Annotated in this window: 17 protein-coding genes and 7 pseudogenes; 19 read left to right on the top strand and 5 right to left on the bottom strand. The window is 45.4% G+C overall.

Annotated elements, in window-relative coordinates; all coding sequences use genetic code 11:
* Position 1 precedes the first annotated feature (1 nt).
* The 12 genes and pseudogenes from FTV17_RS13765 (at position 2) to FTV17_RS13705 (ending at position 10,702) form a co-directional block, all read left to right on the top strand.
* Positions 2-913, top strand: a complete 912-nt coding sequence (locus tag FTV17_RS13765) for a ParB/RepB/Spo0J family partition protein (protein ID WP_119879449.1) — start codon at positions 2-4, stop codon at positions 911-913.
* A gap of 430 nt (positions 914-1,343) precedes the next feature.
* Positions 1,344-1,727 carry a transposase gene (locus FTV17_RS13760; protein WP_179990955.1) on the top strand — a complete coding sequence of 128 codons (384 nt, stop codon included), beginning with the start codon at positions 1,344-1,346 and terminating at the stop codon, positions 1,725-1,727.
* Entirely contained in the window at positions 1,724-2,059 is a 336-nt protein-coding gene (gene tnpB, locus FTV17_RS13755; RefSeq protein ID WP_179990954.1) for an IS66 family insertion sequence element accessory protein TnpB, read from the top strand. Before FTV17_RS13760 ends, tnpB begins: the two co-directional genes overlap by 4 nt.
* A 74-nt stretch (positions 2,060-2,133) precedes the next feature.
* Positions 2,134-3,072: pseudogene (locus FTV17_RS13750) on the top strand (IS66-like element ISAba25 family transposase); the annotation flags it as partial.
* Between the two features lie 83 nt (positions 3,073-3,155).
* Positions 3,156-3,368: pseudogene (locus FTV17_RS13745) on the top strand (helix-turn-helix domain-containing protein); the annotation flags it as partial.
* 60 nt (positions 3,369-3,428) lie between these two features.
* A pseudogene (locus tag FTV17_RS13740) lies at positions 3,429-4,562 on the top strand (IS3 family transposase).
* A 63-nt stretch (positions 4,563-4,625) separates the two neighbouring features.
* Positions 4,626-5,585, top strand: a pseudogene (locus tag FTV17_RS13735) (IS91-like element ISVsa3 family transposase); the annotation flags it as partial.
* Positions 5,586-5,869: 284 nt separating this feature from the next.
* Positions 5,870-6,535, top strand: a complete 666-nt coding sequence (locus tag FTV17_RS13725; protein ID WP_015060916.1) for a tyrosine-type recombinase/integrase — start codon at positions 5,870-5,872, stop codon at positions 6,533-6,535.
* 189 nt (positions 6,536-6,724) lie between these two features.
* Positions 6,725-7,891, top strand: coding sequence for a tetracycline-inactivating monooxygenase Tet(X3) (locus FTV17_RS13720; protein WP_024160783.1), 1,167 nt, complete (start codon positions 6,725-6,727; stop codon positions 7,889-7,891).
* 148 nt (positions 7,892-8,039) lie between these two features.
* Complete coding sequence (locus FTV17_RS13715; protein ID WP_001366550.1) at positions 8,040-8,777, top strand: recombinase family protein; 738 nt, start codon at positions 8,040-8,042, stop codon at positions 8,775-8,777.
* Positions 8,774-8,998 carry a hypothetical protein gene (locus FTV17_RS13710; protein ID WP_000743213.1) on the top strand — a complete coding sequence of 75 codons (225 nt, stop codon included), beginning with the start codon at positions 8,774-8,776 and terminating at the stop codon, positions 8,996-8,998. Before FTV17_RS13715 ends, FTV17_RS13710 begins: the two co-directional genes overlap by 4 nt.
* A 210-nt stretch (positions 8,999-9,208) precedes the next feature.
* A complete protein-coding gene (locus tag FTV17_RS13705) occupies positions 9,209-10,702 on the top strand; it encodes an IS91-like element ISVsa3 family transposase (protein ID WP_001120888.1) in 1,494 nt (497 codons plus the stop codon).
* Positions 10,703-10,877: 175 nt separating this feature from the next.
* Here the strand turns inward: FTV17_RS13705 and FTV17_RS13695 are convergent, their stop codons facing one another.
* Both FTV17_RS13695 and sul2 read right to left on the bottom strand, forming a co-directional pair.
* Positions 10,878-11,180 carry a phosphoglucosamine mutase gene (locus tag FTV17_RS13695; RefSeq protein WP_000251875.1) on the bottom strand — a complete coding sequence of 101 codons (303 nt, stop codon included), beginning with the start codon at positions 11,178-11,180 and terminating at the stop codon, positions 10,878-10,880.
* Between the two features lie 86 nt (positions 11,181-11,266).
* Complete coding sequence (sul2, locus tag FTV17_RS13690; protein ID WP_001043260.1) at positions 11,267-12,082, bottom strand: sulfonamide-resistant dihydropteroate synthase Sul2; 816 nt, start codon at positions 12,080-12,082, stop codon at positions 11,267-11,269.
* A 297-nt stretch (positions 12,083-12,379) separates the two neighbouring features.
* Between sul2 and FTV17_RS13685 the strand changes: the two are divergent.
* Positions 12,380-13,462 (top strand): annotated as a pseudogene (locus FTV17_RS13685) (BREX system Lon protease-like protein BrxL); the annotation flags it as partial.
* A gap of 128 nt (positions 13,463-13,590) precedes the next feature.
* Here FTV17_RS13685 and FTV17_RS13680 read toward each other — a convergent pair.
* Positions 13,591-13,821: pseudogene (locus FTV17_RS13680) on the bottom strand (hypothetical protein); the annotation flags it as partial.
* 292 nt (positions 13,822-14,113) lie between these two features.
* Between FTV17_RS13680 and FTV17_RS13675 the strand changes: the two are divergent.
* From FTV17_RS13675 to FTV17_RS15655, 6 genes and pseudogenes are all read left to right on the top strand, one after another.
* The gene (locus FTV17_RS13675; protein WP_225530251.1) at positions 14,114-14,527 is read left to right on the top strand and encodes a cation efflux protein, CzcI-like; all 414 of its coding nucleotides are present in this window, start codon (positions 14,114-14,116) and stop codon (positions 14,525-14,527) included.
* 48 nt (positions 14,528-14,575) lie between these two features.
* Positions 14,576-15,901 carry a TolC family protein gene (locus FTV17_RS13670; RefSeq protein WP_150378253.1) on the top strand — a complete coding sequence of 442 codons (1,326 nt, stop codon included), beginning with the start codon at positions 14,576-14,578 and terminating at the stop codon, positions 15,899-15,901.
* Position 15,902: 1 nt separating this feature from the next.
* A complete protein-coding gene (locus FTV17_RS13665) occupies positions 15,903-17,132 on the top strand; it encodes an efflux RND transporter periplasmic adaptor subunit (RefSeq protein WP_016658777.1) in 1,230 nt (409 codons plus the stop codon).
* Complete coding sequence (locus FTV17_RS13660; RefSeq protein ID WP_096902762.1) at positions 17,122-20,262, top strand: efflux RND transporter permease subunit; 3,141 nt, start codon at positions 17,122-17,124, stop codon at positions 20,260-20,262. The genes FTV17_RS13665 and FTV17_RS13660 overlap by 11 nt, the downstream gene beginning before the upstream one ends.
* 86 nt (positions 20,263-20,348) lie before the next feature.
* Positions 20,349-21,248, top strand: coding sequence for a cation diffusion facilitator family transporter (locus FTV17_RS13655; protein ID WP_150378254.1), 900 nt, complete (start codon positions 20,349-20,351; stop codon positions 21,246-21,248).
* Positions 21,249-21,434: 186 nt separating this feature from the next.
* Positions 21,435-21,581, top strand: a pseudogene (locus tag FTV17_RS15655) (recombinase family protein); the annotation flags it as partial.
* 430 nt (positions 21,582-22,011) lie between these two features.
* On the opposite strand, the gene FTV17_RS13645 reads toward FTV17_RS15655, so the two are convergent.
* Together FTV17_RS13645 and FTV17_RS13640 are read right to left on the bottom strand one after the other, a co-directional pair.
* Complete coding sequence (locus FTV17_RS13645; protein ID WP_005245137.1) at positions 22,012-22,269, bottom strand: hypothetical protein; 258 nt, start codon at positions 22,267-22,269, stop codon at positions 22,012-22,014.
* A gap of 220 nt (positions 22,270-22,489) precedes the next feature.
* The coding region (locus FTV17_RS13640; RefSeq protein WP_136143756.1) for a transposase domain-containing protein at positions 22,490-22,584 on the bottom strand (95 nt) is incomplete at its 5' end.

Genomic DNA, 22,584 nt, shown 5'->3' with positions numbered 1-22,584 from the left:
TATGGCAAGCACCAAAGAGCTTTTAGCTCAGAAACTGAAACAGAATACAGAAAAACATCAGCAAGCACAGAAAGACAATATTAAAGAGCCGAAAGAGTTTAGACGTAATGTCCCTATTGAGGATATCAGCCGAAGTCCAAACCAGCCGCGTAAAATATTTGAAGAGTCACAGTTAAAAGAACTGGCGGATTCTATTAATGAAATCGGCCTTTTGCAGCCCATTACAGTGCGTAAACTGGATAATCTGAAATATGAACTGATTGCAGGCGAGCGACGCTTACGGGCACATCAATTACTCGGAAAGTCTGTGATTGAAGCCATTATAATTGATGCAAATAATGTAGAAGCATCTTTGTTAACCCTGGCAGAGAATTTAAAGCGTCAGGATCTGACAGATTATGAGATTTTTATTGGCCTGAACTCACTTGATGAGAAATTAAAGAAAAACAAGCAACGTTTAGCCAATTCACTGGGTTTAAATCGCGAAGATATGTACAAGTATTTAGCATACGAAAAACTGCCGCAAGCAATTTTAAATGACCTTGATGTGGAACCAGGCTTGCTAGGCCGTACTGCTGCAACTGCATTCAAAAAATTTCTATCGGATCATCTTGAACAACTCTCTGAAGCCGAAGTGGCCTTACTCGGAGCTTGGGAAAAATTAAAAGACAAAAAACTCGAGCAAAGCAAAGTTACTACTTATGCTGAAAAACTATTGAGTCAGAATCCAGAAAAACTGACCACAACATCCGTGGTCAGAAAAATTGAATATGCCGGTAAGATTGCGGGGAATATCAAACTGAATCAAAAACAGCTTAAGGTTTCTCTGAATATCTCGGAAATTGACGAAGCCAGTCTCTTACAATTAGAAGATTTCTTAAAACAGCTGATTCAAAAAAGCGAAAAAGTGTAGCAAGTTGCTACACTTTCTTAGCACCCTGAAACTAATTACATCCTCATGCATTATTGAAATTTATTTTCTTAAGTATGCTTCTTTACATTTGGTCTTTGAGAGTACTGTTACTTCGGACTGAGATTAAATTCTGCCTTTCTTCTTGTGGAGTAGTTTTATATTTATCCGGAAATATTATATATGTCCATATAAGCACTCCCAGTTTTCAGGTTTTGTATCAAAATAATCAATTCTTATCAGATTTTTCGATAGGGAAGTATATGTGCTGGTGGAACATAAATAATTTGGTGGTGTTTCAAAAGGTATGCTGCCGTTAAAAAAATACGTTATTAAGGTAAAAGAAAGTAAGCATCCAGCTAACACAGCCTTACCAAGCGATCCTATAAGCCTTAATTTAGTTCCCACCTAAAAACAAGTGGGGACTTAATCTATGAACATGGATATATATTCAGCAACACCTCCTGTTGCTAAAAAACGCAGAACATACAGCAAAGAATTCAAATTCAGTATTGTCAATGCCTGCAAAAATCCTAATACCTCGATCGCTTCGGTCGCACTGCAACATAGTATTAATGCCAACCTTGTCAGTCGTTGGATCAGGATCTTCAGCCATCATGATGGTGCCGTGCAGGATCCTACTCATGTGAATCCAGCATTTATTGCTTTGCCTTACACTGCTGCAATCAGCCAACCTATTGATGAGAGGATCACGTTGTGTATCACCGTGCCTCATACGAATAATGATATTCAGCTAAAATGGCAGACATCAGAAATACCTGCCTTGGCAGAATTACTCAAGGCACTGGCAACATGATCCGTATCAATGAAATTTGGCTCTCTACCCAGCCCATGGACATGCGTGCAGGTATGGATACGACCATGGCTCAGGTGGTGAGAGCCTTTGGCTACATCAAACCGCATTGCGCCTACCTGTTCTGTAATAAACGTGGTCATCGTATGAAAGTGCTGGTACATGATGGACTGGGCATCTGGCTGTGTGCCAGGCGGCTGGAACAGGGAAAATTCCACTGGGCTCAAGTTCACCAAGGTGAAACCGTGGTCCTCAACCCGGAACAGTTACAGGCATTAATCCAGGGTTTGCCCTGGCAGCGCATTGGACGACAGCAAGTGGTAACAATGCTCTAAACCAAGCTCGGCTATTCTGCTATTCTCCAAACGTTCTATTTCATTCTCTTCATGACCTCAGGCATACTGCGGTCATGAATACGCTGCCTGACTTAAGCCAACTGACCCATGAACAACTGCTGGAATTTACCCGGCAGTTGGCGATGCAGCATCAGTCTCTAGCACAATCAAACCAGCAATTAGATTCTAAAGTTCAACATCTTTCTATTCTCAATCAAAAATACGAGCATGAACTGGCGCTGTTTAAAAAGCACAAATTCGCCCAAAAGAATGAACACTTAACGGCAAAACAAATCCATCTGTGGGATGAAGCGGTTGAAGAAGATATTGCCGCGGTTGATCTAGAACTGGAACGGCTAAATGCAGATAAAACTAATGCAGCGACACAGAAAGCCAAAACCAATAAACCTAAACGTCGACCACTGCCAGATCATCTACACACCATCCGTATTGAGCATGAACCTGCATCAACCCAATGTGCTTGTGGCTGCCAACTCCGTCGTATCGGCGAAGATGTCAGTGAAAAACTGCATTTCAGACCGGCACAGTTCTATAAGGAACAGCATGTGCGTGGTAAATGGGTCTGTGATCAGTGTGACACTCTGACTCAGCAAGCGATGCCCGCCTATGTGATTGATAAAGGCATTGCTTCACCTGAATTGCTCAGCCATGTGCTGGTATCGAAGTATGCCGATCATTTGCCGCTGTACCGTCAACGTCTGATCTATCAGCGGGCGGGAATCGAACTTTCTAGATCAACTTTATCTGACTGGATAGGTCGCTGCGGTGTAGAACTGGAACCTCTGGCCAATGCCTTAAAAGAGGTGGTACTACAACAGCAGGTGCTGCATGCAGATGAAACACCGGTCACCATCATGCGGATGGGTGAGAATAATAAAAAACCGAAGAAAGGTTATGTCTGGGCCTATGCCACCACACAGTACAATCCAGTTCAGGCGGTGATCTATGACTTTCAGGATAGTCGTTCAGGCCAGCATGCTGAAGAGTTGTTAGCGGCAATGTAAAAATGACCCCCCAACAGCATTTGAAAATTGACCCCCTTGGTTAATATAGTGGTCTTTTTGGACTGCTCAACATGTTAACTTTGGAGCAAGCAGTGACAATCCAAATACTTCATCAACAAGGTCAATCTATTAAGGCAATTAGCCGCGAACTCGGTATTTCTAGAAATACTGTGTGTAAATATTTACGATCTCAAGTAACACCTAAATATCAACGAACACAATCTAAAGTGAGTATTCTTGAGCCTTATAAACCGTATTTAATCAAACGAGAGATGGCTCCGGAAATTTGAACAACTCCTATAAGTGATACTCTGCTCCTCAAATGATGTTATAAACATCAATATATGGAGTATTTTATGGCACGTAGACCAAGAAGAAATCATTCAAACGACTTTAAGGCTAAGGTAGCACTTGCTGCGATCAAAGCAGAAAAAACACTTGCTGAATTGAGTTCTGAGTTTGATGTTCATCAAAACCAAATTATTGACTGGAAAAATAAATTGATCTCAGCTTCCTCACAAGCTTTCGATCAATCAAAAGCTCCATCAGAACCTCCCATTGATCTTAAAAAGTTACATGCAAAAATCGGTGAGCAGGCATTAGAAATTGATTTTTTAGAAGGTGTGTTGAAGAAACTGGGCCGCTTCAACCACAAAAGTTAATCGATCACTCACTTCAGATTTCAGTATCTAAACAAGCTAAGTTACTGAAAGTCTCTCGTGGTTGTTATTATTATCGCCCAAAACCTGTTAGCTCATCAGATCTGAAGCTGATGCGATGTATTGATGAATTACATATGCAATATCCTTTTGCAGGCAGTCGTATGATGCGTGATTTGTTGAATCGTCAAGGGCATCATATAGGACGACGTCATACACGTACTTTAATGAAGAAAATGGGTATTCAGGCGTTATATTGCAAACCAAATTTAAGCCAGGCTAATCAAGCTCACCGTAAATATCCATATCTGCTCAAAGGATTGGCTATTCAGCGCAGTAATCAAGTGTGGTCTACAGATATAACGTATATCCCTATGGCAAAAGGCTTTGTTTATTTATGTGCTGTGATTGATTGGCATAGCCGTAAGGTACTTGCGCATAGGGTATCGATTAGTATGGAGGTGGATTTTTATATTTCGGCTTTAAATGAAGCGATTGAAAAATATGGATCACCTGAAATATTGAATACAGACCAAGGCAGTCAGTTCACCAGTGATGCATTTATTGATGTATTGAAATCAAATGGCATTCAAATCAGTATGGATGGTAAAGGTCGATGGGTAGATAATGTGATGGTTGAACGATTATGGCGGAGCGTTAAATATGAAGAGGTGTATCTCAAAGCTTATAGCAGTATCACAGATGCGAAGTGCTTATTTTGAGTTTTATAATCTGAAACGACCTCATTCGAGTCTAGACAAAATGACACCAAATGAGTTTAACTATGATCAGCTACCCCAACAAAACAAGGTGGCTTAACTAGAGCGGAATATCACTTATAAATACGCTTTTAGTTGTTCAAACAAGTGGAACCATCTCTGTTTTGGATCGGCGCTCAATCTGAATGTTCACTTCCACATGCTGTTTCTCGACGGTGTGTATGTCGAGCAATCCCACGGCTCAGCGCGTTTCCGCTGGGTCAAGGCGCCGACCAGCCCAGAGCTCACCCAGCTGACGCACACCATCGCCCACCGGGTGGGTCGCTATCTGGAACGGCAAGGCCTGCTGGAACGGGATGTCGAAAACAGCTATCTGGCCTCGGATGCGGTGGATGACGACCCGATGACACCCCTGCTGGGGCACTCGATCACTTACCGTATCGCTGTCGGTTCACAGGCGGGGCGAAAGGTGTTCACTTTGCAAACTCTGCCGACCAGTGGTGATCCGTTCGGTGACGGGATTGGCAAGGTAGCCGGGTCCAGCCTGCACGCCGGCGTGGCGGCCAGGGCCGATGAACGCAAGAAGCTCGAACGGCTGTGCCGGTACATCAGCCGCCCGGCGGTATCCGAGAAGCGGCTGTCGTTAACACGAGGCGGCAACGTGCGCTACCAGCTCAAGACGCCGTACCGGGACGGCACCACGCACGTCATTTTCGAACCATTGGATTTCATTGCAAGGCTGGCCGCCCTGGTACCGAAGCCCAGAGTCAACCTAACCCGCTTCCACGGGGTGTTCGCACCCAACAGTCGGCACCGGGCGTTGGTCACGCCGGCAAAACGGGGCAGGGGCAACAAGGTCAGGGTGGCTGATGAACCGGCAACACCAGCACAACGGCGAGCGTCGATGACATGGGCGCAACGGCTCAAGCGTGTTTTCAATATCGACATCGAGACCTGCAGCGGCTGCGGCGGCGCCATGAAAGTCATCGCCTGCATTGAAGACCCTATAGTGATCAAGCAGATCCTTGATCACCTGAAGCACAAAGCCGAAACCAGCGGGACCAGGGCGTTACCCGAAAGCCGGGCGCCACCGGCTGAGCTGCTCCTGGGTCTGTTTGACTGACGAGCCTGAAGGCCAACGATACCAATCAAAATGCTGCGTTCACAGCGCCGCGGCAGGGATCCGCCGTGCTGGTTGTCGGAAAAGGAGCCGCTAGTGGGAAAGAGGAGGGTAAATTTTCAGCGTTGCTGGCTCCCCGTCAGCCGGATTGGGTTGCATCGCAGGGGTGTCGAAAGAGTCAACTGCGGTCCAAAGCTGTTGGACTTGGGTGAAAAGGGCGTTTATTCTTCCTATACGTCGATCGATTGAATGAAGGACATATACAATCATTTCTCCGACATTTGGTTATGGAGCGAAAAGTTTCAATATCTTATCAAAACCAGGCAATCAATGCGATTAAGTTTTATTACGAACGTGTTTTGGGTGGACAACGGAAAACATATTTCATCGAAAGACCAAAAAAAGAAAAAACACTTCCTGTTGTGATGAGTGAAGAAGAAACCATTCGGGTACTACGCGCTATTGAAAACGTGAAACACAAGGCTATTCTGATGACTATTTATTCGGCAGGTTTGCGCATTTCTGAATGTATAAACCTGAAAATAAAAGACATTGACTCCAAGCGCATGCAAATTCGTATAGAACAGTCAAAAGGAAAAAGAGATCGTTATACCATTTTATCTGAGAAAACATTAATTATTTTAAGAACATACTTTATGGAATATAAACCAAAAGATTATTTATTTGAAGGTCAAAAAGGTGGCGCATACTCAAGCCGAAGTATTCAAAACATTTTTAAAGCAGCTGTTTTAAAAGCAAAGATTCAAAAGGAAGTTACTGTACATACCTTACGACATAGCTTTGCAACGCATTTGCTTGAGAATGGTACGAGTTTACGTTATATTCAATCGTTGTTAGGTCATTCAAGCAGTAAAACAACTGAGGTTTATACACATATTACCACCAAGGGAATGGAACAATTAAAAAGTCCGATGGATTTGTTAGATATATAGAAAGGATTTGTATATTTGAGCAAAACTTAACAAAAAGCACTATGAATATAAATCCTTTTGAGAGAGTAGAAACGAACGGTAAACGGTTGAAAACGGATTTGTCACTGATAATGAAAGGTTTAGCAAAATAAGATATAGTGGATATATACGCCATTTGGCGTATAGCCACTTGTTATGTGCCATTTTTGAATGACAATGCGAATAGATACAGACAAACAAATGAATTTACTTAGTGATAAGAACGTTGCAATAATTGGTGGTGGACCCGTTGGACTGACTATGGCAAAATTATTACAGCAAAACGGCATAGACGTTTCAGTTTACGAAAGAGACAACGACCGAGAGGCAAGAATTTTTGGTGGAACCCTTGACCTACACAAAGGTTCAGGTCAGGAAGCAATGAAAAAAGCGGGATTGTTACAAACTTATTATGACTTAGCCTTACCAATGGGTGTAAATATTGCTGATGAAAAAGGCAATATTTTATCCACAAAAAATGTAAAGCCCGAAAATCGATTTGACAATCCTGAAATAAACAGAAATGACTTAAGGGCTATCTTGTTGAATAGTTTAGAAAACGACACGGTTATTTGGGATAGAAAACTTGTTATGCTTGAACCTGGTAAGAAGAAGTGGACACTAACTTTTGAGAATAAACCGAGTGAAACAGCAGATTTGGTTATTCTTGCCAATGGTGGAATGTCGAAAATAAGGAGCTTTGTTACCGACACGCAAGTTGAAGAAACCGGTACTTTCAACATCCAAGCTGATATTCTTCAACCGGAAATAAACTGTCCCGGATTTTTTCAGCTATGCAACGGCAACCGATTAATGGCGGGACATCAGGGCATTTTATTGTTTGCCAATCCCAATAATAATGGTGCATTGTATTTAGGAATTAGTTTTAAAACGCCCGATGAATGGAAAAATAAAATTCCCTTAGATTTTCAGGACAGAAACAGCGTTGCCGATTTTTTATTGAAAAGATTTTCCAAATGGAGTGAAGTTTACAAACAATTAATACGTTCGGTATCAACATTTCAATGCTTGCCCACAAGGAAATTTCCTTTGAACAATGATTGGAAAAGTAACCGTCCATTACCCATAACAATGATTGGCGATGCTGCTCATTTGATGTCGCCTTTTGCAGGACAGGGTGTAAATACGGGATTATTGGATGCTTTGATATTGTCTGAAAACCTTACAAACGGAGAATTTACAAGTATTGAAAATGCCATCGAAAACTACGAACAACAAATGTTTGTTTATGCAAAAGATACGCAGGACGAATCGACAGAAAACGAAACCGAAATGTTTAGTCCCAATTTTTCGTTTCAAAAATTATTGAATCTATAAACAGTAAGAAAAAACGGCTACTAACAAGCAGTTTTGCAATAGTGGGGCAGAAGTGCAAAATTGAACTTGTGTGCTTCTATCAACTTTTGTACATTAGCTGCCAGTTTAAGATGGGTGCATTTGAGTATGCCCAAAGGAGCCCGCAAGTATGCGCAGGACGAAGCCAGTAGCCGCGCCGATGGTGGCGCGGGTCTATCTGCGCGTCAGCACCGACGCGCAGGACTTGGAACGCCAAGAGGCGATCACTACGGCCGCGAAGGCCGCCGGCTACTACGTCGCCGGCATCTACCGTGAGAAGGCATCCGGCGCACGCGCCGACCGGCCTGAGCTGCTGCGCATGATCGGCGACCTACAGCCCGGCGAGGTGGTCATTGCCGAGAAGATCGACCGCATCAGCCGCCTACCTTTGCCCGAGGCCGAGCGCCTGGTGGCCTCGATACAGGCCAAAGGCGCACGCCTGGCCGTCCCTGGCGTGGTCGATCTATCCGACCTGGCGGCCGAGGCCCAGGGCGTCGCCAAGATCGTGCTGGAAGCCGTGCAGATCATGCTTTTTCGCCTGGCCTTGCAGATGGCCCGCGACGACTACGAGGACAGGCGCGAACGCCAGCGCCAAGGCATTGAGTTGGCCCGCCAGGCCGGGCGGTACAAGGGCCGCCGTGCTGATCCGAAGCGCCGCGCCCAAGTTGTCGCGCTGCGCAAGTCCGGCTACAGCATCAACAAGACCGCCGAGCTGGCCGGGTACAGTGCGGCCCAGGTGAAACGGATATGGGCCGAGGTCAGCCAGGCCGAAGCGAAGCAGCACGGCGCGTTCGTGGAGGACGCATTGACGGAAGCCGATGCCCTGGCCGCTGTCGGCCAGGATGAGCGCCAGGAGGAAAGGGCATGAAGAAGCCGAACCAAGACGACGAGCCGTTTTTCATCACCGAGGAGATTGCGGCCGAAATGATCGCCGGCGGCTATGAGTTCGAGCTGCCGCCCATTCCTTGCACCATCCGCCTACGCGACGTGCTGGAGCGCATGACCGATGCTGAGCTAGCATTGCAGCCGGGCGAGATCGCCGACCAGGAGCGTGAACGCTGCCGGCGCAAGCCGTGTTCAACCTCATGATCTGGTCATGGTATTTTTCATGGCACTGAGCCTGATAGTTCTTGCAAATTGTTGTCACTAAAGGGTTTTGTGTGCTTGTTTACAATCGAGTGGGAGTGACGGGCACTGGCTGGCAATGTCTAGCAACGGCAGGCATTTCGGCTGAGGGTAAAAGAACTTTCCGCTAAGCGATAGACTGTATGTAAACACAGTATTGCAAGGACGCGGAACATGCCTCATGTGGCGGCCAGGACGGCCAGCCGGGATCGGGATACTGGTCGTTACCAGAGCCACCGACCCGAGCAAACCCTTCTCTATCAGATCGTTGACGAGTATTACCCGGCATTCGCTGCGCTTATGGCAGAGCAGGGAAAGGAATTGCCGGGCTATGTGCAACGGGAATTTGAAGAATTTCTCCAATGCGGGCGGCTGGAGCATGGCTTTCTACGGGTTCGCTGCGAGTCTTGCCACGCCGAGCACCTGGTCGCTTTCAGCTGTAAGCGTCGCGGTTTCTGCCCGAGCTGTGGGGCGCGGCGGATGGCCGAAAGTGCCGCCTTGCTGGTTGATGAAGTACTGCCTGAACAACCCATGCGTCAGTGGGTGTTGAGCTTCCCGTTTCAGCTGCGTTTCCTGTTTGCCAGCCGGCCCGAGATCATGGGGTGGGTGCTGGGCATCGTTTACCGCGTCATTGCCACGCACCTGGTCAAGAAAGCGGGCCATACCCACCAAGTGGCCAAGACGGGCGCGGTCACCCTGATCCAGCGTTTTGGATCGGCGCTCAATCTGAATGTTCACTTCCACATGCTGTTTCTCGACGGTGTGTATGTCGAGCAATCCCACGGCTCAGCGCGTTTCCGCTGGGTCAAGGCGCCGACCAGCCCAGAGCTCACCCAGCTGACGCACACCATCGCCCACCGGGTGGGTCGCTATCTGGAACGGCAAGGCCTGCTGGAACGGGATGTCGAAAACAGCTATCTGGCCTCGGATGCGGTGGATGACGACCCGATGACACCCCTGCTGGGGCACTCGATCACTTACCGTATCGCTGTCGGTTCACAGGCGGGGCGAAAGGTGTTCACTTTGCAAACTCTGCCGACCAGTGGTGATCCGTTCGGTGACGGGATTGGCAAGGTAGCCGGGTCCAGCCTGCACGCCGGCGTGGCGGCCAGGGCCGATGAACGCAAGAAGCTCGAACGGCTGTGCCGGTACATCAGCCGCCCGGCGGTATCCGAGAAGCGGCTGTCGTTAACACGAGGCGGCAACGTGCGCTACCAGCTCAAGACGCCGTACCGGGACGGCACCACGCACGTCATTTTCGAACCATTGGATTTCATTGCAAGGCTGGCCGCCCTGGTACCGAAGCCCAGAGTCAACCTAACCCGCTTCCACGGGGTGTTCGCACCCAACAGTCGGCACCGGGCGTTGGTCACGCCGGCAAAACGGGGCAGGGGCAACAAGGTCAGGGTGGCTGATGAACCGGCAACACCAGCACAACGGCGAGCGTCGATGACATGGGCGCAACGGCTCAAGCGTGTTTTCAATATCGACATCGAGACCTGCAGCGGCTGCGGCGGCGCCATGAAAGTCATCGCCTGCATTGAAGACCCTATAGTGATCAAGCAGATCCTTGATCACCTGAAGCACAAAGCCGAAACCAGCGGGACCAGGGCGTTACCCGAAAGCCGGGCGCCACCGGCTGAGCTGCTCCTGGGTCTGTTTGACTGACGAGCCTGAAGGCCAACGATACCAATCAAAATGCTGCGTTCACAGCGCCGCGGCAGGGATCCGCCGTGCTGGTTGTCGGAAAAGGAGCCGCTAGTGGGAAAGAGGAGGGTAAATTTTCAGCGTTGCTGGCTCCCCGTCAGCCGGATTGGGTTGCATCGCAGGGGTGTCGAAAGAGTCAACTGCGGTCCAAAGCTGTTGGACTTGGGTGAAAAGGGCGTTTATTCTTCCTATACGTTGTCGGCAGCGGGCCAAAAAGGAATACGTCCATGCCCATCGAGGTGAAACCGGCTGTGAGCGCGGGTTCAAGCATATAGCCCGACAGGCGCGTATCCTTGCCGATCACGACACGATGGCGGTGGTCACCGCGACGAAAGACACGGCCAGCCGCCATTCCGACGCGCAAGGCGGTTTCCGCCGTCATCGCGCCTTCGTTGGCTTTGCCACGAATACCGTCTGTGCCGAAATATTTGCGCACCATAAGGTCGATTATCCTGTCGTCGGGTCGCCCTCAAAGGGGACATGCCTGCTGAACCGCGAATATAGAGAAATATCCCGAATGTGCAGTTAACGAATTCTTGCGGTTTCTTTCAGCGCCGCCAATACCGCCAGCCCGTCGCGCAAGGGGCGCGGCTCGTGTGTGCGGATGAAGTCAGCTCCACCTGCGGCGGCGGCAAGCTCTGCAGCGAGTGTCGCGGCCCCGACATCCCCCGGACCACGGCCTGTGAGCGCGCGCAGAAAGGATTTGCGCGAAACAGACAGAAGCACCGGCAAATCGAAGCGCAGCCGCAATTCATCGAACCGCGCCAGCACCGAGAGCGAGGTTTCGGGAGCAGCCCCCAGAAAAAACCCCATGCCGGGATCAAGGACAAGGCGGTTGCGTTTGATACCGGCACCCGTCAGCGCCGCGATGCGCGCGTCAAAGAACGCCGCAATGTGATCCATGATGTCGCCAGCGGGTGCCTCGCGCCGATCTGCCTGCCCGTCTTGCACCGAATGCATAACGACGAGTTTGGCAGATGATTTCGCCAATTGCGGATAGAACGCAGCGTCTGGAAAACCGCGAATATCATTGAGATAGGCCACACCACGCGACAAGGCATAGGCTTGCGTCGCGGGTTGATAACTGTCGAGCGAGACGGGAATGCCATCTGCCTTGAGCGCGTCCAGCACCGGCGCGATACGCGCGATTTCTGTGTCGGACGAAACAGGCGCGGCGTCGGGATTGCTGGATGCCGGACCGAGGTCGATCACATCTGCCCCCTCGGCCATCAGCTTACGCGCCTGCGCAATGGCTGCGTCTGGCGCCAGATACCGGCCTCCATCGGAGAAACTGTCCGAGGTTATGTTGACGATGCCGAAAATGATGAGCGATTTATTCATGGGGGCTTCTATAATAATAATAATCGAGCATGAGTCTCATACGGATGCTCGGGTCGAAAGGGAATCCCCAGGCGAGTAACCTGTTTGCGGTGATCCATTAGCTGCAGGAGCAGAATAGCATACATCTGGAAGCAAAGCCAGGAAAGCGGCCTATGGAGCTGTGCGGCAGCGCTCAGTAGGCAATTTTTCAAAATATTGTTAAGCCTTTTCTGAGCATGGTATTTTTCATGGTATTACCAATTAGCAGGAAAATAAGCCATTGAATATAAAAGATAAAAATGTCTTGTTTACAATATTGTGGGTAATATTAACCAAAGTGTTGAATCCTTGGTGAAGACTAGCCACTTATTGGCTCCTTTTCCTGAAGCCATGATCGATTCAGCATTCTTTGATCGCTTTCATGCCTATATCCCGGGTTGGGAAATTCCGAAAATGCGCCCGGAATTCTTTACCAACCGTTATGGCTTGATCGTTGATTATCTGGCTGAGTTCTTCCGGGAAATGCGTAAGCGTAGTTTTGCGGATGCCATTGAGAAGTACTTTAAGCTAGGGAATAACCTGAATCAGCGTGATGTGATTGCCGTTCGCAAGACGGTTTCTGGATTGATGAAGCTGCTCTACCCACATGGTCAATTTAACAAAGAAGATGTACGGCAATGCCTGGAATATGCGCTGCAGGTGCGCCGTCGGGTCAAAGAACAGCTGAAAAAAATTGGGGGGATGGAATTCTATGATGTGCATTTTAGCTATATCGACAATGACACCCTAGAAGAGCATTTTGTTTCGGTAAAAGAGCAGGGTGGAGGTGGACTTATTCCCGAAGGTCCTGCTAAACCAGGCTTCCTGTATACCATTGGCCTCAGTAATAAGGGCATGCCAGGCTTATACCGCTTAGAACTTCAAGTCACTAAAGGTTCAGGAAAATTGGCGACATCTGGCTTATGGAATTCAAGTAGTGCCAAAGAACAGGTCAAGATTGCTTTTGATTACTTCAAGGCCAATGCATCCCGGATCTCGGGGGGCAGTAAGGTGCTGGAACATGATTTCCACTTACATGTGGTGGAATTACAGAATACCGGCCCGCTCAGCCATCTTGCTCTGCCAAGTTTAGTGGCTTTCGCTTCTGGCCTCTTAGGACGATCGGTACAAAGTCAGATGGTGGTACTGGGTGATATGAGCTTGGGTGGTTCAGTGACACCGGTGGAAAGTATTGCCGAATGTCTGCAAGTTGCTTTTGATGCGGGTGCCAAGAAGGTTGCTTTACCAATGAGTAGTGCGGCAGATATCCCAACGATTCCTGTGGAACTGTTTACCAAGTTCCAGACCAGCTTTTATGCAGATCCGGTGGATGCGGTGTTTAAAGGGTTAGGGGTGGATTAATTTCATATCTGTCTGGAAGAGTTACAGTAGATTGTTTTAAATTCAGTTTCTCAAGTTAAACACCATGTTGTAAAAGCATAATACTGCCTCTTTTAAAGAGCTAGTATTTTAGGGGGGATTACCCTTCATTTTTTTTGATCAGATATCTGTTGTACTTTGACAGGATTTTGTTGATCTAAATATTTTTGATACCAAACACGCAATGTTTCAGGAGTACAACCGATTTTAGGATCAATAGCTGTGATTGCTGCCCAAGTAGAAGGATAATCTTTTTCAGATTCAATCAATAATTGAACCGCTCTTTCTCTGATTTCAGGGGGCAATTTTACTTTGCCATTTGTAAGGTAAAAGGGGTCAATTTTAGAATGCCGTTGACAATGTATCGCCTTTTGAGTTTGAAGCAATGTACAATGATAAGATTAACCCGTTAGGTCAGGTGGCCTAACTTAAATAAAAAGTCTCCGACAAACCCGGTACGGTTCACTATCTATTGTTATTCTTACCTGAAATTGATGTGAGCTTATAGAGACAAGGTAAATTTGCAAAAGTGCCGGCTATTCAGTGTTCATTGAATGTTTAATTTAATTTATTAAGCTTGACCTTGGAGTGGCTCTAAGCCTTATACTTGGTACAAATTTTTCGATTGTTATGATGATGCGTTCTACTACATGGATTACAGTCTTGGTTGGATTGTTCATGTTCCAAAGCTTTTGGAATGTGGCGGCGGCCTTTTGTGTCCATGAACAACAGCCTCAATCACAGCAGAGTTATCATTTTGGTCATCACCAAAATACCTTGTGTGCCAGCGATAGTCGTCAACACGATCATAATGGACAGTCAGAAAACATAAAAACATTCAGTAGCGATTTAGAAATCGGTGAAGATCATCAAGATCATCTACCATCGATGACGCATTTGATTGTACAAAATGAAAAAGTAGATGTGTTTCATCCAAGCTCTGAAGTTAAAGTGAATCCACAATTTCATTGGAAAAACAGCTATCAGGCTCCTGACCTGTTTCAACAAAGCCCACCTCCCGAATTTTCCCCGCTCATGGTGGGGTAGCCTAAAACATTCCCACCACTTTTATTATTTAAATAAGTGGGAAAAATCATGTCTTCACAATCAATTATACTCTTGCGTCATAGCTTGGTTGCTTGTATATGTGCAGCGGCTATGCAATATAGCTATGCTGAAAACGTTACCAGCTTTGAATCCGCTTTAGCAAAAGTACAAAGTTACCAGACTCAAGACAAGCTGTGGCAACAAGTTCAGCAAATATCTGAATTGAATATTCAGCAAAGTCGGTTATGGCAGAATCCAAGTATAAGTTTAGAACAGTCTGGCTTTGGCTCAGGTCAAGAACAGGAATTCAATGTTGGCGTTAGTCAACCTCTAGATCTATTTGGTCAGCGTAAGCTGAACCGGGTGATTGCCAATACCTCGAATCAACAAATCCAATTGCAACAGCAATTATGGAAGGCACAAAGCCAACTGATTGTTAAATTTGCATGGTCGCAATTTGCACTTGCTGAGGTTGAGCAGTCTGCTTATTCAGTACAGTTAAAAACAAGTAAAGCCAATCTGGACAGTGCCCAGAAACGCTATCAGGCAGGCAGTATTGCCCTGGTTGATTTTGAGCGTACCCAAATTGAAGCGCTAGAAATCCAACGACTTTATCAGCAAGCGATGCTGAATAAACAAGCTGCCGGTCGTCAGCTGTCTAATTTGTGGGGGGGAGAAACATCTTCACATCTTCAATTGAATAAAACCGCTATCCCTTGGCCAGAGCAAAGTCTCCAAACTGTGCAACGGTATATTGCTGAAGGGTGGCTAGAAAAATTCTATGCCTTGAACATTCAGCAATCGGATCATCAAATTGAAAATTTAAGAATTCAGGCACGTCCCAATCCGACTTTAAATGTAGGCATGAAACGTAGCAAAACCCCTAATGAAAGCAACGATACGACTTTGGCAATCGGCGTGGCTATTCCACTGAATATTTTCAACCGCCAGCAATATGCGATCCCGATGGTCCAGCAACAGCAAATATTGCTGAACCAACAGCAGCAGCGTGAGCTGAAGCAACAAATACTCAATATTGCCAACAGCGTGCATCAGCTCAAAGGTTTACGTAGCCAGTTCGATGCCACAACAGCACAAGTTACTTTGGCGACCAAAGTTCAGAGCCGTACTTTACAAGGGTTTCAGGCAGGGAAACTGTCCATTACCGACGTTCAGCAAGCAACCACCCAACTGCAGAATCTTCGATTGGGTCAATTACAAATTCTACGTCAAGCTTGGCAAACTGCCCTCGCAGCTGAGGCACTCAGTATTGGCACAAGTTATGAAGAAATTAGCCGTTCGGATGCCTATACACAACTGAATAAAAAGGCAGTCGAAGCATCGCAAAATTTAATCAATGGGGGAGCACGATAAAATGAACGCCAAGCAAAACGGAAAAATATCCCAGTCTCTCATGATTGCAATTTTGATTCTGATTACGGTCTTGGTCAGTCTGGTTATTTGGTTAAGTTCAAAAAAAACTGAATCTGAGGGGCATGGTCATGATGAGGGAAATGCCGAACATTCTGATGAAGATAGTTCTGAAGAAGGACATGCTGAAGAAGGCGAAATACAACTGACCAGCCAACAAATGGTTGAACAAGGTTTAAAAGTTGCTGTTGCATCCACAGGATTGGTTGAAAAGCTGACAACCCTGCCAGGTAAATTGGTGGTGAATACCGATCAACAAGCGCATATATCGCCTAATTTTAGTGGTCATGTCGAGCAGGTCAATGTGGCTTTAGGACAGAGCGTGCAAAAAGGACAAACGCTGGCTGTACTAATCGTGCCTGAACTGATCGACCAACAGGCAAATCTGCGTATGGCACAGGTGAATCTGGATTTGGCCCGTAAAGATTACCAGCGCGAACAGCAACTCTGGTCACAGGGGATTTCTGCCAAACAGGATTACCAGCGTGCCGAAAATGCCTACCGTCAAGCGCAGATTACTGTCCAGTCCTCACAAGCACGTTTAAATGCATTAGGTGCAAGTGGCAATAACAATGGGCGTTTTCTGATTAAAGCACCGATCTCTGGGGTGATCAGTCAAAAAGATATTGTGGTCGGTGAAAATGTGCAACTGGCTAATCAGCTCTTTGTCATTGAACAGCTGAAAGATTTATGGCTTGAGTTTAATTTGCCGAATCAATTCTCAGGTCAACTGCAAGCCGGGCAAAAAATTGACTTTAAAGTGAATGATTCAGATCAAATCTATAAAGCTACTGTACAAAGCTTAACCTCTCAGGCAGATGTACAAACAGGGCGTCTGGTGGTGCGCGCAAAACTCGATGCGCAAGCTACTGAGTTGCGTTCTAATGTGTTAGTGAGAGTGTTGATTCCGGAAGCTACAGCAAAATCAGCCCTTCGGATTCAAAAGTCTGCGCTGCAAAGTATTGAAGGTGAAGACAGTATTTTCATCGTAGATTCAGAACAAAAAGGTCAAGTCCACTTAAAAGCACAGAAAGTGCAATTGGGGCAGGCTTCAAGTGATGGACAATGGCTTGAAGTGATTTCTGGGCTGACTGAAGGGCAGAAGTATATCGCTCAAGGCAGTTTCTTGTTGAAATCTGAATTAGAAAAAGACGAGGCAGGCCATGAACATTAATTCTGATCTGCCAAAACCAGAAGGTTTATTCGAACGAATCATTCAGTTTTCCATACAAAATGCGATTTGGGTGTTGCTCTTTGTCTGTACCTGGATTGCGGTCGGGGTGTATAGCTATCAGAAACTCCCGATTGATGCTGTACCCGATATTACCAATACCCAAGTCCAGATTAATACTCAAGCCAAGGGTTTTACTGCGCTTGAAGTCGAACAGCGGATTACCTATCCCATTGAAAATGCCATGGCTGGCATTCCGGATCTGGAGCTTACCCGTTCCATATCCCGTTATGGACTCTCTCAAGTCACCATTGTCTTTAAAGATGGGACTGATATTTATTGGGCCCGTCAGCAGATTAACCAACGGATACAGGAGGCGCAATCTGAGTTGCCTGCACAAATCGCACCGACGATGTCCCCCGTTTCTACGGGTCTCGGTGAGATTTATCAATGGGTACTGAAGGCAGATCCGAATGCGAAAAAGCCGGATGGAACTGCATACACGCCGATGGATTTGCGTGAGATTCAGGACTGGATTGTGCGTCCTCAACTGCAACGTGTTAAGGGAGTTGCAGAGGTCAACAGTATTGGTGGTTTTGAAAAAACCTATGTGGTCTCTCCCGATTTAAACCGGATGCAGCAACTGAATATCTCATTAGAACAACTGCAACAGGCTTTAGCGCAAAATAATGAGAACCGAGGTGCAGGTTATATTGAAGACAATGGTCAGCAATTGACGGTACGTGTACCGGGTACATTCAATGGGCTTTCTGATATTGAGAACACCATGCTGGGTAGCCCAAATGGCAGCCCAATTCGGGTTGGTGATATTGCGCAAGTCTCTATTGGGCATGATTTAAGAACCGGTGGGGCAACCTATAACGGCAAAGAAACCGTTTTAGGGATTGCCATGATGGCGATGGGTGGAAATAGCCGGACTGTTTCTAAAGCTGTGGATGCCAAGCTTCAAGATATTCAGAATAGTTTGCCTAAAGGGGTAGTGATTGAAACGGTGTACGACCGTACTACCTTGGTTGAGAAGGCGATTAAAACCGTTCAGAAAAACTTGGTAGAGGGAGCAATCCTGGTCATCATCATTCTGTTCCTGTTTTTAGGGAATATCCGTGCTGCCTTGATTACTGCCTGTGTCATTCCACTCTCTATGCTGTTTACCTTAACCGGGATGGCACAGAAAAATATCAGTGCCAATCTGATGAGTTTAGGTGCACTCGATTTCGGCATCATTGTCGATGGTGCTGTGGTGATTGTCGAAAACTGTATCCGGCGTTTAGCCCATACACAGCAACTGTTAAAACGACCTCTCACACAAAGTGAACGCTTTAAGGAAGTTTTTCTGGCTGCCCGCCAAGCACGTCGTCCTCTTATTTTTGGTCAGCTTATTATTTTGGTGGTGTATTTGCCGATTTTTGCTTTAAGTGGTGTAGAAGCAAAACTATTTCATCCGATGGCTTTAACCGTTGTTCTCGCACTGGTGGCAGCTATTATTTTATCGATCACCTTTGTGCCCGCTGCAGTTGCTTTATGGGTTAAAGGGGAGATCAAAGAAACGGAAAGCCGTTGGATGATCTGGCTCAAAACCCGATATCAACAGATATTGGATGGAGCCTATCATTACAAAGCGGTGGTTTTAACTTTTGCCATTTGTCTCCTGGTCATTACGGGTCTGCTCAGCACGAAGATTGGCAGTGAGTTTGCACCCCAGCTGAGTGAAGGTGATTTTGCGGTACAGCAATTACGTTCTCCAAGCACAGGCTTGGAAGAGTCTTTACGTATTCAGGAAAATACCGAAAAGCTTTTACTGAAAAACTTTCCCGAAATTAAAGCTATATTTGCCCGTACCGGGACTGCTGAAGTGGCGACAGATGTGATGCCACCGAATATTTCCGATGGTTATATCATGCTGAAACCACGTGAGGAATGGCCAGATTCAAAAGAAAGCCTAGATGCACTTCGAACCCGAATGGAAGCTTATCTTGCGACAATTCCCGGCAATAACAGTGAGTTTTCTCAGCCTATTGAGCTACGTTTTAATGAACTGATTTCAGGTATACGCAGTGATGTGGGGGTGAAGGTTTTTGGTGATGACATGCAGGTTTTGAATACTGAGGCTGCAAAAATCGCGAAAATCATTCAGCAAGTCGCAGGTAGCAGTGCGGTGAAAGTTGAACAAACTTCGGGTCTGCCTTTACTCAATGTAGAGATTGATAAAGCTTTAGCTGCCCAGTATGGCTTGAGTGTGAAATCTATTCAGGATGTGGTGGCTGCAAGTATTGGTGGACAAAGCGTGGGAGAGATTTTAGAAGGCGATCGTCGTTTTGATTTTGTTATCCGTCTTGGAGAGCAAGACCGTAGTGTCGCATCTGTTTCCCAGTTACCTATTCAGCTTCCAAATGGTGGCAGTATTTTATTGTCGGATGTCGCGCAAGTCTCGACCATTGAAGGAATCAACCAAGTCAGTCGAGAAAATGGTAAACGCCGAGTTGTGGTTACAACGAATGTTGAAGGGCGTGATTTAGGGTCTTTTGTTTCTGATGTACAGACACAGCTCAAAGCATACACTTTGCCAAGTGGTTATTGGATAGAATATGGAGGTCAGTTTGAAAATTTGGCTTCAGCCAAAGCACGGATGCAAATCGTGATTCCACTGGCTTTAATCACTATCTTTATTTTACTGATGGCGGTCTTTCACAATGTCAAAGAAAGTCTATTGGTCTTTACCGGGGTACCCTTTGCCTTGACCGGTGGTGTGCTGTTCCTTTGGCTAAGGGATATTCCATTATCGATGTCAGCTGGAATTGGCTTTATTGCCTTATCTGGTGTTGCAGTCCTCAATGGACTGGTAATGCTGACCTTTATTAAGGAATTAAGGGACAAATATCCAGTGCATAAAGCCGTGTGGCAAGGGGCTATTTTGCGCTTAAGACCAGTGTTGATGACAGCTTGTGTGGCTTCACTGGGTTTTGTACCAATGGCGCTGGCAACCGGAACAGGGGCTGAGGTTCAACGGCCACTGGCAACCGTAGTGATTGGCGGGATTATCTCTTCAACATTACTAACTTTGGTGCTGTTACCCGTGCTTTATCGTTGGATAAATGAAAAGAAAGTTTCTTAATCCAATAGATTAGTCGATTTACAGCAGAGATATTGGCTGTTATCCAATATCTCTGCTCATCATAAATAGAATAAGGAAAATATTTTATGTCAGAACATCATGATCATGGCCATGCGGTTGTTACTGAAGAAAATAGTAAGAAGTTAATGGTTGCCTTAGGTTTAACGACTACTTTTTTAATAGTAGAAGTTGTCGCTGCTTTTATTACCCAAAGTTTGGCTTTGTTATCTGATGCAGCTCATATGTTTACTGATGTAGCCGCTTTAGCTATTGCTCTTGCCGCTATCAAAATTGGTAAAAAAGCCGCAGATGATAAAAGAACTTTTGGCTATCAGCGATTTGAAATTTTAGCGGCTCTGTTTAATGCGGTGATGCTTTTTGTGGTAGCAATATATATTGTATATGAAGCTTATCAACGTTTTACGAACCCTGCTGAAATTCAAAGTGTTGGAATGATGATTGTCGCGGTCATTGGTTTGGTCATAAATTTGATTTCAATGAAAATCCTTTCTGCTAGTGCTGAAGGAAGTCTAAATATAAAAGGTGCATATTTAGAAGTTCTTAGTGATGCTCTAGGATCGATAGGCGTGATTATCGGAGGAATAGTTATTTATTTTACCCAGTGGATGTGGGTTGATACCGTAATCGCTGTGTTAATTGGCTTCTGGGTCTTACCTCGAACTTGGATTTTATTAAAACAAAGTATTCATATTCTGCTTGAAGGAGTTCCTGATGAGATTGATATTGAGTCGTTAAGAAATGATTTATTGAAGCTAGAGGGCGTTGAAGGGATTCATCAGTTGAAAGTCTGGGCTATATCCTCAAGAAATATTCATTTAACTGCTCATTTGGTTGCTCCGAATAGCAATACAGATCAACTCTATCAAAAGGCCTTAGAAGTTCTAAAACATAATCATAATATTACTGAAATTACGTTACAAATAGAAAATACGAAATGTAATACATTGAACCAACATAAACACTAATTTGGACTTTAGTCTTCATATAGATGTTTTGTGTAACTTTAAAGTATACCCTAAAGTTACAATCTGAAAGTTCATGAAATTATGTATCATTTAAATGATTTTTAATCATAAGTAACATGTAACTTTAGTGTTAAAGATTTATAATTTACGAAATTGTTCATTTTTATCCAATTGGGGCGTGAAAAAGTGAAAGGCCAAAAAGTAGGGTATGTCCGGGTAAGTTCTGTCGAGCAAAACACTGGACGTCAACTTGAAGGAATTGAGGTCGACCGGATTTTTGTTGACCGTGCTTCGGGTAATAACACTAAATATAAAAAAATTGGAAGAATAATTTATTAAATTATTGTTTTTATGTGGTTATTGGTGATGTTATGAATAATAATAACTTTTTTCTTGATGAATTTTACCTAAAAAAATTGATCAGATAATTTTCTTTAAATGTCATGCATACATAAATTTGACAGTTTGAAGGGATCGGTATGTGCATTTTTCACAAGGTTAAAGATCGACCATAAATGTGATAAACGGCAGAGGATCATTGAAAAATGAATGGATTTAAACACTACATGTATGCACGAAAAAAAGTATCGCTGCGGTTCTGCTGACAGGCTGTATTGAGCATTGAATGCAAATGATGTAGTAATTGTCTACAGGCTATAGGACCAGCATGAAGAAGAATGAAATGTAGTTGCCAATTTATAACCTTGGTTGAAAAGCATAGCATTGTTATTCGGAGAAGTGAGGTAAGCCATCCTTCTCTTATTCATTTAAAATGATTCTTACTCAACTGATCTCGACTCATGGGCTGGTTCCAATTAGACGGATAATAACTTCCATCCCCTATCTTTTTCTTACCATATTTCTTGCATTTAATCCCTTCTTTGGAGATTTGATTCAGCATCACTGTTGTCGGTTGAATCAAATCAATGACATAGTTCGTTGGTTCAGGAAAAGCAGAAGAGGCTGCTTTATTGCAAAAGAGAACATTCGGATCAAATGGATTGGATTGCACAAAAGCCATGATACAGCCACAGAGTAATTCACCTGCATGTAATCTGTAACATCCATTCAGGTCATCAGACGAAGATTAATCTGAAATTTAAGCACTAAACGCCATAAATCTATGTATGGGCAGACTTTTTTGAGACATATGTTGATAAACATGCGGCAAGTTACATTGCTTAAAAGTCTATCTAAGTTAACAATCTATGTAAGCGTCCGCTGAACCCCATGCCTATTTTTTAATTTGAGTTGGATTTCCAGCGATGTGGCAGTAATTCTTCTATTTGGGTCGCTTTATGTGTCGGCAGCCTTTTCAGCACATCACTGAGATAGG

Source organism: Acinetobacter sp. YH12239 (assembly GCF_013417635.1).
In the GTDB taxonomy this organism is placed as follows: domain Bacteria; phylum Pseudomonadota; class Gammaproteobacteria; order Pseudomonadales; family Moraxellaceae; genus Acinetobacter.
Note: the sequence above shows the minus strand (reverse complement) of the source record. Positions and strands in the feature narration are given on the sequence as shown.